Origin of the sequence: Pseudomonas sp. SK (assembly GCF_012975065.1) — a bacterium.
GTDB lineage: Bacteria > Pseudomonadota > Gammaproteobacteria > Pseudomonadales > Pseudomonadaceae > Aquipseudomonas > Aquipseudomonas anuradhapurensis.
In genome coordinates, this window is sequence record NZ_CP051857.1 from 3,638,497 (window position 1) to 3,654,513 (window position 16,017).

Annotated in this window: 7 protein-coding genes; 3 read left to right on the forward strand and 4 right to left on the reverse strand. The window is 68.0% G+C overall.

Annotation, left to right across the window (positions count from 1 at the left end; translation table 11 throughout):
- Positions 1 to 4 precede the first annotated feature (4 nt).
- Genes HG549_RS16830 through HG549_RS16840 form a run of 3 tightly spaced genes read left to right on the forward strand, consistent with a single transcriptional unit; the run spans position 5 to position 10,501 of the window.
- Positions 5 to 4,774 carry a non-ribosomal peptide synthetase gene (locus tag HG549_RS16830; RefSeq protein WP_170030679.1) on the forward strand — a complete coding sequence of 1,590 codons (4,770 nt, stop codon included), beginning with the start codon at positions 5 to 7 and terminating at the stop codon, positions 4,772 to 4,774.
- Positions 4,775 to 4,777: 3 nt separating this feature from the next.
- Positions 4,778 to 5,830: a TauD/TfdA family dioxygenase gene (locus tag HG549_RS16835; RefSeq protein WP_170030681.1), complete on the forward strand. Its 1,053-nt coding sequence runs from the start codon at positions 4,778 to 4,780 to the stop codon at positions 5,828 to 5,830.
- Positions 5,831 to 5,881: 51 nt separating this feature from the next.
- On the forward strand, positions 5,882 to 10,501 hold the full coding sequence (locus HG549_RS16840; RefSeq protein ID WP_170030683.1) for a non-ribosomal peptide synthetase: 4,620 nt from the start codon (positions 5,882 to 5,884) through the stop codon (positions 10,499 to 10,501).
- Positions 10,502 to 11,572: 1,071 nt separating this feature from the next.
- Here HG549_RS16840 and HG549_RS16845 read toward each other — a convergent pair.
- The 4 genes from HG549_RS16845 to HG549_RS16860 form a co-directional block, all read right to left on the reverse strand.
- A complete protein-coding gene (locus HG549_RS16845) occupies positions 11,573 to 11,851 on the reverse strand; it encodes a DUF3325 family protein (protein WP_170030685.1) in 279 nt (92 codons plus the stop codon).
- The gene (locus HG549_RS16850) at positions 11,844 to 13,391 is read right to left on the reverse strand and encodes a PepSY domain-containing protein (RefSeq protein ID WP_170030687.1); all 1,548 of its coding nucleotides are present in this window, start codon (positions 13,389 to 13,391) and stop codon (positions 11,844 to 11,846) included. Before HG549_RS16850 ends, HG549_RS16845 begins: the two co-directional genes overlap by 8 nt.
- Positions 13,391 to 13,699 carry a hypothetical protein gene (locus tag HG549_RS16855; RefSeq protein WP_256665939.1) on the reverse strand — a complete coding sequence of 103 codons (309 nt, stop codon included), beginning with the start codon at positions 13,697 to 13,699 and terminating at the stop codon, positions 13,391 to 13,393. The genes HG549_RS16850 and HG549_RS16855 overlap by 1 nt, the downstream gene beginning before the upstream one ends.
- Positions 13,700 to 13,775: 76 nt before the next feature.
- Positions 13,776 to 15,995: a TonB-dependent siderophore receptor gene (locus tag HG549_RS16860; RefSeq protein ID WP_170030690.1), complete on the reverse strand. Its 2,220-nt coding sequence runs from the start codon at positions 15,993 to 15,995 to the stop codon at positions 13,776 to 13,778.
- Positions 15,996 to 16,017 lie beyond the last annotated feature (22 nt).

Here is a 16,017-nt window from a genome sequence, read left to right on the forward strand (position 1 = left end):
AGCCATGCAACTCGATCCCCAGCAACTGGCCGAGCGTATCGCCAGGCTCGCCCCGGAAAAACGCCAGGCCTTCGCCAGCGCCCTGGCCGCGCAAGGCTTCGCCCTCAGCCGCCTGCCCATCGTCGCCGCTGGCGAGCCGGGCCCGTACCCGCTGTCGTGGGCCCAGCAGCGCCTGTGGTTCCTGCACCGCCTGGACCCGGCCAGCAGCGCCTACAACATGCCCGCAGCCCTGCGCCTGCGCGGCAGCCTCGACAGCGCGGCGCTGCAACGCAGTTTCGACCAGCTGATCGCCCGCCATGCGATCCTGCGCAGCACCTTCGACGAGGCCAACGGCCAGGCACGCCAGACCGTGCATGAGCAGTTGCCGATGGTGCTGGCCCAGCTGGACTTGGCCTCGCTGCCCGAGGAACAGCGCAGCGCGCGCCTGCAACAGCTAATCGACAGCGAGAGCAACCGCCCCTTCGACCTCGGCCAGGCGCCCTTGCGCGGCCTGCTGGCGCGGCTCGCTGCCGATGAGCATGTGCTGGTCCTCAGCGCCCAGCACATCGTTGCCGACGGTTGGTCGCTGGGCATCCTGGTCAAGGAACTCTCCGCCCTGTACAGCGCCGCCGTGCAGGGCCGCGACAGCGACCTGCCGGCCCTGCCGATCCAGTATCACGACTACGCCGCCTGGCAGCAGACCGGCCTCGGCGACAGCGCCCTGGCCAGCGAGCTGGCGTACTGGCGCGAGCAGTTGGGCGCCGAGCAGCCGACCTTGCAACTGCCCACCGATCACCCACGCCCGCGCCAGCCGAGCGGGCGTGGCAGCCGCCACACGTTGCGCATCGAGGCGCCGTTGTGCCAGGCCCTGCGTGAGCTGGCCCAGGCCCGTGGCACAACGCTGTTCAGCGTGCTGCTGGCGGCGTTCAACGTGCTGCTGTATCGCCTCAGCGGGCAGACCGACCTGCGGATCGGCGTGCCGGTGGCCAACCGCAGCCGGGTCGAGACCGAAGGGTTGATCGGTTGCTTCATCAACACCCTGGTGCTGCGTTGCCAGCTCGACGGCCAGCTGCGCTTCGACAGCTTGCTCGACACCCTCGAGCAAACCCGCCGCCAGGCCCTGGCCCACCAGCAGCTGCCGTTCGAGCGCCTGGTCCAGGCCCTGGAGCCCGAGCGCCAGTTGCAGCATTCGCCGCTGTTCCAGGTGATGTTCAACCTGCTTGACGGCACCACCCCGCGTCGCCTGCAACTGCCCGGCCTGGCAGTCGAGGAAATCGAGCGCGAACAGATCACTGCGCAATTCGACCTGGTGCTCACCGTGGTCGAGCGCAGCGACGCACTGGAACTGACCCTGACCGGCAATGCCGACCTGTTCGAGGCCGCTACCCTGGCCGCCCACGGTCGCAGCTATGCCACCCTGCTGCACAGCCTGGCGCAGGCGCCCACCACGCGCATCGCACAACTGCCGCTGTACAGCGACGTGCAACAACAGCGCCTGCTTGCCGACTGCCAGGCTGCGCTGGACCTCGGCCCGCTGCCGGAGCTGGTGCACCTGCGGCTGGCGGCGCAAGCGGCCGAACAGCCGCAACGCATCGCCCTGATCCACGACGACCGCACCTGGAGCTACGCCACCCTGCAGCAGCGTGCCGCGCTGATCAGCCGCCACCTGCTGGCCCTGGGCCTGCCCGCCGAAGCGCGCATCGGCCTGTGCCTGCCGCGTGGCCTGGACATCATCGCCGCCGTGTTCGGCACGCTCAATGCCGGGCTGGCCTTCGTGCCCCTCGACCCGCAGTTCCCCAGCGAACGCCTGGCGCACATGATCGACGATGCCGACATCTGCCTGGTGCTGGTGGCCCCGGACACCGCACCCTGCATGGCGGCGTACCAGCGCCCGTGCCTGGACGTCACCAGCCTGGACGCCGACGCACCGGCGCTGGCCGGGGTGCCGAGTTCGCGCCCGGTACAGCGCGAACAACTGGCCTATGTGATCTATACCTCCGGCTCCACCGGCAAGCCCAAGGGCGTGGCGGTCACCCACCGTTCGCTGGCCGGCTACACGGAAGTGGCGCGCGCCTATTACGGCATCGACGCCGACGACCGCGTGTTGCAGTTCTCGACGTTCAACTTCGATGGCTTTGTCGACCAGCTGTTCCCCCCGCTGGTGTGCGGCGCGGCGCTGGTGGTGCGCGGCCCGGAGCTGTGGGACAGCCACGAGTTCCATGCCCGCCTGTACCGGCACCGCATCACCGTCGCCGCCTGCCTGACCACCGCCTACTGGTTCCAGCTGGTACAGGATTTCGCCCGCCAGCCGCACGCCGCCTATGGCGCGTTGCGCCTGGTCAGCGTGGGTGGCGAAGCGATGCCCAGCGCCGGCCTCGAGGCCTGGCGCCAGGCCGGCCTGGGCGCTGTGCGCCTGCTCAACATCTATGGCCCGACGGAAATCACCGTGGTCTCCAGCATCCAGGACTGCACCGCGCTGCTGGCCCGCGAGCCGCTGCCGCTGCAATTGCCAATCGGTGCACCGTTGCGTGGGCGCGCCTACTACCTGCTCGACCGCGATGATAACCTGGCAGCGCCCGGCGTCCCTGGCGAGCTGTGCATCGGCGGCGAGCTGCTTGCCCGTGGCTATCACGACGTGCCCGGCCTGACCGCCGAGCGCTTCTGCCCCGACCCCTACGGCCCGCCCGGCAGCCGCCTGTACCGCACCGGCGACCTGGCCCGGCGCTTGCCTGACGGCAGCTACGAGTACCTGGGCCGGATCGACCAGCAGGTCAAGCTGCGCGGTTTCCGCATCGAACTCAGCGAGATCGAATCGCACCTGCGCAGCCACCCGCAAGTCCGCCAGGCCCTGGCGCTGGTGCGCGAGGACCGCCCAGGCGATCGCCGCCTGGTGGCCTATCTGGTGTTCCACGATCACCCCGTGGATGCCAGCGACTTGCGCCAGCACCTGGCCGCACAGCTGCCGGACTACATGATCCCCGCGGCGTTCGTGAACCTGGCACAGATGCCCATGACCCCCGGCGGCAAGCTCGACCGCGCCGCCCTGCCGGTGCCGGACTACAGCGCCCAGGGCAGCAACCAGCGCGCCGCGCAGAGCGAGCGCGAGCAGCAGCTGCTGGCCCTGTGGCAGGAAGTGCTGGGCGAGCAGGCGATCGCCATGGACGACAACTTCTTCGCCATCGGCGGCCACTCGCTGCTGGCCGCGCAACTGGTGGCCCGTATCCGCCAGGTGCTGAAACTGGAACTGCCCCTGCGCAGCCTGTTCGAGGCGCCGACCATCGCCCAACTGGCCATCCTGCTGGACAACGCCAGTGCCGACCGCCAGGCAGCCATCGGCGTCGCCGCGCTGCCGAGCGATGGCCGCCGCGTGCTGTCCCATGCCCAGCAGGGCATGTGGCTGGTGCAGGCGTTGCAACCGGGCAGCGCGGCCTACCACATCCCCAGCGCTGCGCGCCTGCTCGGACGCCTCGACCTGGCCGCCTTGCGCCAGGCATTCCAGGCGCTCAGCCAGCGCCACGAGGCGCTGCGCAGCAGCTTCCACGAAGACGACGGCACGCTGTATGTAAAGGTGCAGGACAGCCTCGAACTGCCGCTGGACTGGCACGACCTCGGCCTGCTGCCGGAAACCGAGCGCGAGGCCAGCGCCCGAGGCCTGCTGGTGGAGCTGGCGACCCGCCCGATCGACCTGCGCCAGGCCCCGCTGCTGCGCCTGCACCTGGTGCGCCTGGACGATGAGCAGCACCTGCTGTTGCTGGTGATGCACCACATCGTCTCCGATGGCTGGTCGATGGGTGTGCTGGTGCGCGAACTCGGCCAGCTCTACCGCGCCGCGCTGCACGGCGCCAGCGCCGCGCTACCCGCGCTGCCGGTGCAGTACAGCGACTATGCCGCCTGGCAGCGCCAGCAGCTCGACGCCGCGACCTGCCAGCGCCACCTGGACTACTGGCGCCAGGCCCTGGGCGAGCCGCTGGCGCCGCTCGAACTGTTCAGCTACCGGCCACGCCCCGAGGTGCTCGGCGGCCAGGGCGCACGGCTAGCGTTCCAGGTCGATGCGGCCCCGGCCCAGGCCCTCAGGCAGCTGTGCCTGAGCCATGGTGCCACCTTGTTCATGGGGTTGCTGGGTGTGCTGCAACTGAACCTGTACCTGCACAGCGGGCGTACCCAGGCGGTGATCGGTACCGACGTGGCCAACCGCGAACGCAGCGAGACCGAGGGCCTGGTGGGCTTCTTCATCAACCAGCTGGCGTTGCGCGGCGACGTCGGCGGCAACCCCAGCTTCAACGCCCTGCTGCAACGCCTGCGGCCACAGGTGCTGGAAGCCTTCAGCCACCAGGCGTTGCCTTTCAGCAGCCTGGTCGAAGCACTCAACCCTGCCCGCAGCCTGGCCTACAACCCGCTGTTCCAGGCCAAGCTGGTGCTGCAGAACCAACCCGACAGCACCCTGGAATTGCCGGGCCTGAAGGTGCTGCCCGAACGCATCGAGCATGGCCAGTCGCAGCTGGACCTGCACCTGAGCGTGGAAGAGCACCCGGCTGGCCTGGCCTGCACCCTGAAATACAACACCGACCTGCTCGACGAGCACGCGGCCGAGGCCTTCGCCAGCGCCTTCACGCGCCTGCTCGAACAGCTGGTGATGGCCCCCGAGCTGCCGGTGGAAGCGCTGCTCCAGCCGCTGCGCGCGCAGCTGCAGGAACAACGCATGCAGCACTTGAGCGCGCGTAGCGAACGGAGCCTGGCCCGCCTGGGTGGCAGCCGTCGCCGCAGCCGCATCACCATCGACTCTATGGAGGGATAACACATGAACGGCCCCGCGATTGCCAAGCTGGGCGGCATGCGCCGCAAACCAATCCGTGTGGACGAGGATTCCCTGGTCCGCTTCACGCCGCTCAACCCGGGCAGCGCCTACACCGCCGTGTGCGAACCGGCCAGCCCCGGCGTCAGCCTGGTCGCCTGGGCCGAGGCCAACCGCGAGCTGATCGAGCGCAAGTTGCTCGAGCACGGCGCGCTGCTGTTCCGCGGCTTCCCGGTGGCCAGCGCGCAGGCGTTCGACGACTGCATCAGCGCGTTGTCCGGCGGCGCACTGGAGTACAAGTTCCGCGCCTCGCCGCGCACCCAGGTGGACCCGCGCCTGAACATCTACACCTCCACCGACTACCCCAAGGACCAGCGGATCTTCCCGCACAACGAGCATTCCTACTCGCCGGTGTTCCCGCTGAAGATCTTCCTCTGGTGCGACATCGCCCCGCTGGCACGCGGCGAAACGCCGATCGGCGACACCCGGGCAATCACCCGCGCCATCGACCCCGAGGTGCGCGAACGCTTCGCCCGCCTGGGCATCATGTACGTGCGCAACTATGGCGATGGTTTTGGCCTGCCCTGGCAAACCGTGTTCCAGACCGACGACCGCGCCCAGGTCGATGCCTACTGCGCCAGCGTCGGCATCCACACCGAATGGAAGGCCGACGGCCGCCTGCGCACCCGCCAGGTCGGCCCGGCGCTGGTACGCCACCCGCGCAGCGGCGAGACGCTGTGGTTCAACCACGCCACGTTCTTCCACGTCAGCACCCTGCCGCCCAGCGTGCGCGACGCCCTGGAGGCCGACTTCGCCGATGACGACCTGCCGCAGAACACCTTCTACGGCGACGGCAGCCCGATCGAGCCGCAGGTGCTGGAACACCTGCGCGGCATCTACCTGCAGCACATGACCGAGTTCCCCTGGCGCCACGGCGACGTGCTGCTGCTGGACAACATGCTCTCGGTGCATGCCCGCAACGAATACGACAGCCCGCGACGCATCCTGGTGTCGATGGCCGAGGCCCTGAACAGCACGGAGGTGGCGCTCAAGCCCTGACGCGCGCGCCTGGTTCACGGTTTCCCTGCCCACCATTCAAGGTTTTCACACATGTCCAGCATCGCCATCGAGGGCTTCCGCCCTGCCCTGCAACAAAATGCCCACTGGTCCCGTGCCAACGGGCGCGACGACGCCCTGTACCTGACCTTCGCCGTCCCTGACGGCACTGACCTGGCGCGCTTGCGCAGTAGCCTGGCGCAAGTACTGGAGCAGCACGAGATCCTGCGCACGCGGCTGCTGGCCAGCCCCGGCATGCAACAGCCGGTACAGGTGATCGCCGAACAGCTGCACATCGACTGGCGTGAAATCGCCGACCAGCCGTCGCAGGCGGCGCTGCACGGTTTGTTGAAAGAGGCACTGGGCCAGGCCAGCCTGGCAGTGGCGGTAATCCGTACCACACCGCTGCGTGCCTGCCTGGCCGTGCCAGCCGCCAACGCCGACTACACCACCTTGCAACTGCTGCTCGACGCCTGGCAGGCGGCGTACCAGGGTCAGCCTGCAGACGAGGAAGCGGTGCAGTTCGCCGACTTCGCCGAATGGCAGTTCGAGCACCTGGGCAGCAGCGACAGCGATGCCGGGCGCGCCTTCTGGCAGCGCCAGCAAGCCGCCGACCAGTACCTGACCCTGCACCCGTTCCAACGCGCCGAGGCCACCGCATCGGCGCAGCCAGCCAGCCTTGCACACACACCGGACGCCGCCTTCCAGGACCTGATCGGCAGCGCCCTGGCCGGGCTCGCTGCCACGCCTGAGGCGTTGTTCGGCTACTGCTGGGCGCTACTGCTCAAGCGCCACCTGGGGCAGCCGCAGGTGTTGCTGGGCTGGGCCGACGATGGCCGCAACAGCGCCACGGCGGGCGCCTTCGGGCCCTATGCCAAGCGCCTGCCGCTGCGCCTGGAGCCGGACGACCAGGCCACCCTGGACAACGCCCTGCCGGCCTTCGCGCAATTGCTGGAACAGGCTCGCACCTGGCAGGAAGAGTGGCCGGCCCAGGCCCAGGACACGCCCTTCGGCTTCCGCCTGCGCCGGCCACTGGCCTCGGCCTGGCCGGTACTGGCGCTGCACGGTGAAGCCTGCGCCCACAGCCTGCTGCTGGAAGTGCTCGAGCAGCCCGAGGGCTTCAGCTTCCAGCTGCACTACGATGCCGCGCGCCTGGACGCCGACGCGGCCGGGCTGTTGCTCGACCAGTTCCTCACCCTGTGCCGGCAGGCCAGCGCTGCCAGCCAGCAAGCGCTGGGCGAGGCTTCGGGCATCAGTGACGCTCACCAGGCCTGGCTGGCAGCACTGAACCACACCGAGGTGCAGCAGCCAGCGCCGACCCTGCTGCACCAGTTGTTCGAGCAACAGGTCGCGGCACGGCCAGACGCCATCGCGGTCAGCCACGGCGAGGCACAACTTACCTATCAGGCGCTGGAGGCCCGGGCCAACCAGCTGGCGCACCAGCTGCGCCAGGCAGGCCTGGTACCCGGCCAGGCCGTCGGCCTGTTCATCGGCCGCAGCCTGGAGGCAATCGTCGGCATCCTCGGCATCCTCAAGGCCGGTGGCGCCTACCTGCCGCTGGACCCGAGCTACCCGGCCGAGCGCCTCAGCGACATGCTCGAGCAGACCCGCGCCGCGCTGCTGCTGAGCCTGAGCAGCCTGGAGAGCCGCCTGCCCCAGGGCGACTACCGCACCCTGTGGCTCGACCGCCTGGCCGAGCACGAGCTGCCCACCCAGCGCCCGGCACCACTGACCGATGGCGACAGCCTGGCCTACCTGATCTTCACCTCCGGCTCTACCGGCCGCCCCAAGGGCGTGATGGTGTCGCACCGCAACGCCGTGCATTCCACCTCGGCGCGCCTGCTCGCCTACCCGGAGCCGCTGCAGGCCTTTCTGCTGGTCTCGGGGCTGGCGTTCGACAGTTCGGTGGCCGGGCTGTTCTGGACCCTGGCCCAGGGTGGGCAGCTGTGCCTGCCGCAGGATGACCAGGTGCAGGACGCCCTGGCCCTGGGCCGGCTGATCGCCGCCCGGCAGGTCAGCCACACGCTGATGCTGCCTTCGCTGTACGCGCAGGTGCTGGAACAGGGCGCCGAGCACCTGGGCAGCCTGCGCTGCGCCATCGTCGCCGGCGAAGCCTGCCCGGCCAACCTGGCCCGCCGGCATAAGCAGCAATGCAAGCAGGCGCAGCTGTACAACGAGTACGGCCCGACCGAGGGCACCGTGTGGTGCAGCTATTACCGCGCCCGTGGCGACGAGCACGGCGTGCTGCCGATCGGCAAGGCGATCGCCAACATGCAGGTGCAGGTGCTCGACAGCCACCTGCGCCCGGTGGCTGCCGGGGTGATTGGCGAGATCTACCTCAGCGGCGCCGGCATCACCCAGGGTTACCTGGGCCGTCCGGACCTCACTGCCGAGCGCTTCCTGCACAACCCGCTGAACCCTGGCGCTGGCCTGCTGTACCGCAGCGGTGACCTCGGCCGGGTCAACGCCCAGGGCGACATCGAGTTCCTCGGCCGCCTCGACGACCAGGTCAAGATTCGCGGTTTCCGTATCGAGCTGGGCGAGATCGAAGCACGCCTGCTCAGCCACCCCGGGGTGCGCGAGGCGGCGGTAGTCGCCCGCGCCAACGATGCCGGCGACACGGAACTGGTCGCCTATGTGGTCGCCCGCGATGCCTGCCCCGGGGCCATCGCCCTGCAGGCGCACCTGGGCCTGCAGATGCCCGAGCACATGGTGCCGAACACCTACGTGATGCTCGGCGCCTTGCCGCTGACCCCGAACGGCAAGCTCGACCGCAAGGCCCTGCCGGCACCGGTGCGTGAGCGCCGGGCCAGCTACCGCGCACCGCGCAACGAGCACGAAGCCTCGCTGGCGGCGCTGTGGGCCGAGGTACTGGGAGTCGCACAGGTGGGCCTGGACGACAACTTCTTCGAACTCGGTGGCCACTCGCTGACCGCCACCCGGCTGGTCTCGCGCCTGCGCAGCAGCCTGGGCATCGAGGTGCCGGTGCGGGCGCTGTTCCAGCATTCCACCCTGGGCGCGTTCGCCGAGCAGGCCTTGCCCAAGGCCGAAGCATCGACGCTGCCGCCGATCAGTGCACAGCCGCGCCAGGCGCCTTTGCGCCTGTCCTTTGCCCAGGAGCGCCTGTGGCTGTTCGACCGCCTGCATCCTGGCAGCACCACCTACAACGTTCCCGAGGCGGTACGCCTGCGCGGCGCGCTCGACCTGCCGGCCCTGGAGCGCAGCTTCAGCGTGCTGCTGCAGCGTCACGAAAGCCTGCGCACCACCTTCGTGCTGGACGGTGCCGTGCCGGTGCAGCAGGTGCAACCCGCCGAAGCCTTCACCCTGGGCCTGGTCGACCTGAGTCGTTTGCCTGCCCCGCAGCGCGACCTGCGCCTGCACCAGGAACTCAAGGCCAAGGCCGCGCAGCGCTTCGATCTGGAGCAGGGGCCGCTGCTGTGCGCTGGGCTGATACGCCTGGCCGCCGATGAGCATGTGCTGTGGCTGACCCTGCACCATATCGTGTTCGATGGCTGGTCGATGCGCGTGTTCACCCGCGAGCTGGTCGCGCTGTACAGCGCCTTCAGCAACGGCCAGCCCTCGCCGCTGGCCGAGCCGCAGTTGCAGTACGCCGACTTCGCCCAATGGCAGCGCCGCGAGCTGACCCCGACGGTACTCAAGCCGCAGCTGGACTTCTGGCTACGCCACCTGGGCCAGGACCGCAGCCTGCTGCAGTTGCCGTGCATGCTGCCGCGCCCGGCCCTGCCCAGCCATCGCGGCGCCGAGCACAGCCTGGTGCTCGGCCCGCAGCTGACCCAGGCCCTGCACGCCTACAGCCGCGAACATGGCTGCACGCTGTTCATGACCTTGTTGGCGGCGTTCAACGTGTTGCTGGCTGGCCACAGCCGGCAGTCGGCAATTCGCATCGGCATCCCCATCGCCAACCGCCATCACCAGGCGCTGGAGGGGCTGGTGGGCTTCTTCGTCAACACCCTGGCGCTGCGCACCGACCTCTCGGGCAACCCGCATTTCGACAGCGTGCTGCACCAGGTGCGCGACAACCTGCTGCATGCCCATGCCAACCAGGACCTGCCGTTCGAGCAATTGCTGCAGGCCCTGCCAGGCGCCCAGCAACACGCCGTGCCGCTGATTCAGGTGATGTTCGACCTGCACCAGGAGCGTAACCTGCGCTCTTCGGCGTTTGGCAATCTGAGCATCGAACCGTTGCAGCAAGAGCACGGCAAGTGCAGCACCTTGTTCGACCTGATGCTGGATGTCAGCGAACGCGAAGAGGGGCTGATCGCGACCTTCACCTACGCCACCGATCTGTTCCTGCCGGCCAGTATCGAGGCGTTGGGCGAAGACCTGCGGGCCCTGCTCGAAGCCCTGCCCGGCCAGCCGGCGGCTTCGTTCGAGGCGCTGGTGCAGCGCCTGCAGCCACAGCCGCTGGCTCAGACCGGGCAGCGTCCGGCGGCCCGCGAACAGTTGGCAGCATTGTTGTGCGAGGTGCTGGAGCTCGCGACGCTGGATGAACAGGCGCAGTTCTTCGAGGTGGGCGGCAGCTCGCTCAAGGCCGTGCTGCTGTGCGCGCGGGTACAGCAGATGTGGGGGACCCAGGTACCCGCCAGCCTGGTGTTTCTCAACCCGCAACTGGGTGATTTGCTGAACGTGCTGAGCCGCTACAGCCACGCCTGACGAGCAGCTGCGGGGCACTGTCCCCGTAGGTGATCGCGGATAAATCCGCGCCTACAGGTCCGGCGTCGGCTGAAGCCGGCGCGGTTCACATGTGTAGGAGCGGATTTATCCGCGATGCAGGCAACGCGGTGGATGGCACCGGCCGTGCCGGTGATCGCGGCTGAAGCCGCTCCTACAGATACCGCCTAAATCCGAGGCCGGCGCTATTCACACGCGTGTAAGAGCGGATTTATCCGCGATGCAGGCAACGCGGTGGATGGCACCGGCCGTGCCGGTGATCGCGGCTGAAGCCGCTCCTACAGATACCGCCTAAATCCGAGGCCGGCGCTATTCACACGCGTGTAAGAGCGGATTTATCCGCGATGCAGGCAACGCGGTGGATGGCACCGGCCTTGCCGGTGATCGCGGCTGAAGCCGCTCCTACAGATACCGCGTAAACCCGAGGCCGGCGCTGTTCACACGCGTGTAGGAGCGGATTTATCCGCGATGCAGGCAACGCGGTGGATGGCACCGGCCTTGCCGGTGATCGCGGCTGAAGCCGCTCCTACAGATACCGCGTAAACCCGAGGCCGGCGCTGTTCACACGCGTGTAGGAGCGGATTTATCCGCGATGCAGACAACGCGGTGGATGGCACCGGCCTTGCCGGTGATCGCGGCTGAAGCCGCTCCTACAGATACCGTGTAAACCCGAGGCCGGCGCTGTTCACACGCGTGTTGGAGCGGATTTATCCGCGATGCAGGCAACGCGGTGGATGGCACCGGCCTTGCCGGTGATCGCGGCTGAAGCCGCTCCTACAGATACCGCCTAAATCCGAGGCCGGCGCTGTTCACACGCGTGTAGGAGCGGATTTATCCGCGATGCAGGCGACGCGTGATGGCACCGGCCTTGCCGGTGATCGCGGCTGAAGCCGCTCCTACAGATACCGCGTAAACCCGAGGCCGGCGCTGTTCACACGCGTGTAGGAGCGGATTTATCCGCGATGCAGGCAACGCGGTGGATGGCACCGGCCTTGCCGGTGATCGCGGATAAATCCGCTCCTACATCCCTGACGTTGGGCAAAAAACCCAATTTCAGGCGCGCAGCCAGTACAGCAGCAGGGCCACAGCCAGGCCACACGGCAGCAACGCAAGTACCCAGAACAGCGCCCCCATGGCCAGCCCCAGGTCCCCCATGCTCACCAACAGGGCCAGCGCCGATAGCAGCAGCGCCGCCAGCCGCAAGCCTCGCGTGCCGGGATACCGCCGTGGCTGCATTACCCCCTGCCAATGCTGCGCCTGGCTCAGGGCCAGGGCCGACAGCCCCAGCAGTTGCAAACCCAGCACTGCTACGCTGAGCAGCCCTTCAAGCATCCTTGACCTCCGCCAACCGATGCACCAACACCGCGCGTCGTCGCAAGCGCCAGCCCAGGCAGCCAGCCAGCACCGCGCAGGCCAGCAATACCAGGTCGACCCCGGCTACCGCCCACAGGCCCTGGCCAAGCGCGCGCAGCAGATGATCACCAGTGCTCCAGGCATTGGCCAGCACCGCCAGCAACGCCAGGGCAGCGATCGCCAGGCACTGGCTGGCCCACGGGGCACGAGCATGCGCGCAGCGGCCGATCGCCCACCAGGCGTGCACGCCAGCCAATAGCCAGACGCCGAAGAATACCTGCACTTCCCAGTCGGCGCGCCCAGCCAGGCCGGAGGGCAAGCAACGGTTGGCCAGCAGCATGCCCAGCGTGGCCAGCGGCATGCCGGTGATCAGTACGCTGCACAGCAGGGTCATCACCAGCGAGCCCCATTCCCGGCCGGGCTGCTGCAGGCGGCGCTTGGCCAACCAGTACAGCAAGCCGCTGGCAAGCATCACGCAACCACTGAGGCCGGCGAAAAAGTACAACGCGCGCAGCGCCGGTTGATGGAAATGCGCCACATGCAGGCCAGCCAGTACATCGAGGGTCGCCGCCGCGGCGGGCAGGCGCGCGGCATGCAGCAAGCGTGCGCTGGCACCATCGAAGTACAGGGTTTGCCCGTCCACACTCAGGCGGTCGGCCACGCTGCGGCTGATCTCGACATAGGCGTTGGCGTCGCCGGGATGCCACACCCTGACAAATGCCGGTGCGCCCCCGCCCCACTGTTGGCGGGCCTGGGTCAGCATGCCATCGAGCGAGGCCAGCGGCCCCGGGGTGCCGGTCGCCGGGCGACTGTAGCCAGCGTCGGCGTGTACCGCGAACTGCCCGGCCTGGCCGGGGTACAGCGCCTCGATGGCCGACGGCAGATACAGCGGAAACAAAATCAGCAGGCCACTCAGCAGGATCAGCGCATGAAACGGCAAGGCCAGCACACCGGTGAGGTTGTGCAGGTCGAGCAGGCGCCGGGGGGCTTTGTTGGCGCGCAGGGTGAACAGGTCCTGGAACAGCCGCGCATGGATGCACAGCCCGGCGATCAGGGCGATCAGCCCGACCATGGCGGCCAGCCCCAGCAGCCGGGTACCGAGGTTCCAGGCCTGGAGGTTCAGGGTGTAGTGCAAACGGTAGAAGAAGTCGCCGCCACGGCTGCCGGCCACCTCCAGCGCGCCCTGCCCGTCTGGCAGCAGAAAGCGGCTGAAGCCCTCGCGGTCGACACTCCAGGCCTGGAAGCGCACCAGCGGGCGGCGGGCATCGGGCAATTCGACATACCACTGCAACAGTGCCTTGCCGTCGCTCAGGCTGGCCACCTGGGGCAGCACCTGGCGGTCCAGCGACAACGGCGTGGTGGCCGGCGCCACGCGCAGCGCTGGCAGCATCCAACTGTCCAGTTCACGGTCATACAACGCCAGGCTGCCCATGAAGAAGGCAATCAGCAGCAGCCCGGAAAAGCCCACGCCGAGCACCCGGTGTGCCCACAGCATGGCCTGGCGAACACTGTCGAACATCAGCCCGCCTCCACCAGCAGGCGCTGCACGGCCAGCAGCGCCAAGGCGATGGTGGTCAGCCACAGCGCGTTACGCCGGGCACGGCGCGCGCACAGCAGCCACAGCACCAGCGCCGGGTACGACACGAAGGCCGCGAGCGAACTGCTCAGCACCGCCTCGCTGCGCGCCTGCCCCAGCCAGGCCAGCGCCAACGCGAGCTGGGCGCTGAGCGCCCAGGTGAACAGGTAGGCCAGCAGCATGGCCAGCAGCAGCCATAGCGCACGCTGTCGGCCGCGCCTGGCGGCCGTGTTGGATACGGGTCGTTTCAACCGGGCCTCCTTGTTCGGCATCAGGTGCAGCGCGACCAGGGCGCAGCATGCCGCCAGGTCACGCCGCTGTCACGCCTCAGAACTTGGCACGCAGGGTGAACGACACTGCGCGCGGGTCGCCGAAGATGTTGCCGTCCTGGAAGGTGTTGATGCGCTGGTAGTACTTCTTGTTGGCCAGGTTGGTACCGAGCAGGTCGGCCGACAGGTTCTCGTTGATCTGGTAACCGATACCGGCATCGTACAGGGCGTAGCCACTCTGCTGCAGCTTGGTGCCGTGCATGTCGATGCTCGGCACGTTGAGCTTGTTGTAGGTTTCGCTGACCACGCTCACTCCACCCTGCACGCTCCACTTCTCGAACTCGCCCGGCAGCTTGTAGAGGGTCCAGACGCGCAGCATGTTCTTCGGCAGGTAGGTCTGCAGCTGCTCGTTGGGGCTGTCGTAGCGCTTGTAGGTGTGGGTGAAGTTGGCGGTGAGGAACCAGTCCGGGGTCATCTGGCCGCTGACTTCCAGCTCGTAGCCGCGGGTGCGGGCCTTGCCACCGGCCACCACGGCCCGCGACGACGGGTCGTTCATGTCGGGAATGGCACGGTTCTCTTCCTCGATCTGGAACGCCGCCAACGAGGCGTTCACCGCACCGTCGAGGAACTCACCCTTGATTCCCAGCTCGTGCTGCTTGCCCTCGATCGGCTCGAGGATGTTGTTGTTGATGTCCAGGTTGCTGACCGGCTGCGGGTTGAACACCTCGGCGTAGTTGGCATACAGCGAGTAGGTGTCGTTCAGCTGGTAGATCAGCCCGTAGAACGGGGTGAACTTCTGCGACTCGCTCTGGCTGCTTTTTTCCGATGGCGAACCGGCCTCGGGCTGGTGCTGGCTGCGGTGCATGTCGAGCCAGGTGACGCGCCCGCCCAGGACCAGGGTCAACGGCTCGGCGAGGCTCAGGCGCAGGTTACCGTACACCGCCTTGGTGCGGCTGTTGGCGACGTTGGTGGGCAGGCGATCGGAGTCGGGGAACGCTGGGTAGGGGAAGTTCGCCTGCGGGTCGTACAAGTCGACATCGCCGAGATAGCTGGAATAGTAACCGCCGTTGGAGGAGAACTCCGAACGCGAATAGTTGGTCCCCAGCAGCAGCTTGTGCTCGCGGCCGAACAGGCTGAACGGGCCGTCGGCGTACAGGTCCACTTCGTCCTGTTTTTCGCGGTAGTCGAACATGATCGAGTTCATCGACACCAGGTTGTCGGCCGGGTCGATCCCCCCGCCGTTGCGCGCGTAGGCCTGGGTCAGGTCGTAGTTGTTGTCGGCATGGCGCACCGACAGCTTGGTCTTCCAGCCGCCACCAAGCTGGTGCTCGAGTTCGGTGAACACCGAGGCGCTCCAGAAATAGTCGCGGTTCCAGTTGGCCCCGTAGAAGTTCTTGCGCGACACATCCGGCAGCGACATGGCCGCTTCGCCGGCGCTGTTGGTGTAGCGGAACGCCGGCAATGAACGCTGGGCGCCACGGATGTCGGTGTTCTGGTTGCTGGCACCGAGGGTCCAGACCGTGTCCGGGGTCAGGTCGATATCGACGATGCCGTAGGCCTGGTTGGTCTCGCGCTTGCCGCTGCCGTCGTAGGGGAATGCCGTCTTGTTCTCGCTGAGCACCAGGCGCCCGCGGATGTTGCCGGTTTCGGTCAGCGGGCCGGTGACATCGATCATGCCGCGGTAGGCATCCCAGGAGCCGGCGCTGATTTCGGCCGATACCGCTGGGTCGGCCATTGGCCGCTTGCGCACCAGGTTGATGCTGCCGCCGGGGCCGCCCGCGCCGGTCAGGCTGCCGGCCGGCCCCTTGAGCACTTCGACGCGGTCGTACATGGTCAGGTCCGGGGACAGGAAGATCCGGTTGTCCATGGTGGTCGGCGTGCCGTCCAACTGCAGCGAGGTGATCTCGAAGCCACGGGCGAAGAAGCTCAGGCGGCTGGCGTCGATGCGCTGCACGGTCACACCACCAACTTTGCCCAAGGCATCTTCGAGGGTATAGAGGTTCTGCTTCTGGATGCGTTCCTGGCCGATGACGTTGATGGTTTGCGGCACTTCCTTCAGGCGCAGCGGTACCTTGGTGCCCACCGACACCGTCGGTGCTTCGGTCTGCATGCCGACGATGGTCTGCTCCGGCAAGGTGATCGAAGACGGTGGCACCTGCTCCTCGGTGCTTTCCTCGGCCCAGGCCATCGGCGCAAGCAGCACACTGCTGCTCACCAGCGGGGCCAGCAGCCAGCTCCCCGTCTTGCTCGGCTGGCGGCCCTTTTCAACTTGACACATACCGCGAACTCCTATGCGTGGC

What these genes read in the sequence shown, in the direction of transcription:
- HG549_RS16850 (WP_170030687.1), bottom strand. Translation starts at nt 13,391, where the DNA reads ATGTTCGACAGTGTTCGCCAGGCCATGCTGTGGGCACACCGGGTGCTC.
- HG549_RS16830 (WP_170030679.1), top strand. Translation starts at nt 5, where the DNA reads ATGCAACTCGATCCCCAGCAACTGGCCGAGCGTATCGCCAGGCTCGCC.
- HG549_RS16835 (WP_170030681.1), top strand. Translation starts at nt 4,778, where the DNA reads ATGAACGGCCCCGCGATTGCCAAGCTGGGCGGCATGCGCCGCAAACCA.
- HG549_RS16845 (WP_170030685.1), bottom strand. Translation starts at nt 11,851, where the DNA reads ATGCTTGAAGGGCTGCTCAGCGTAGCAGTGCTGGGTTTGCAACTGCTG.
- HG549_RS16840 (WP_170030683.1), top strand. Translation starts at nt 5,882, where the DNA reads ATGTCCAGCATCGCCATCGAGGGCTTCCGCCCTGCCCTGCAACAAAAT.
- HG549_RS16860 (WP_170030690.1), bottom strand. Translation starts at nt 15,995, where the DNA reads ATGTGTCAAGTTGAAAAGGGCCGCCAGCCGAGCAAGACGGGGAGCTGG.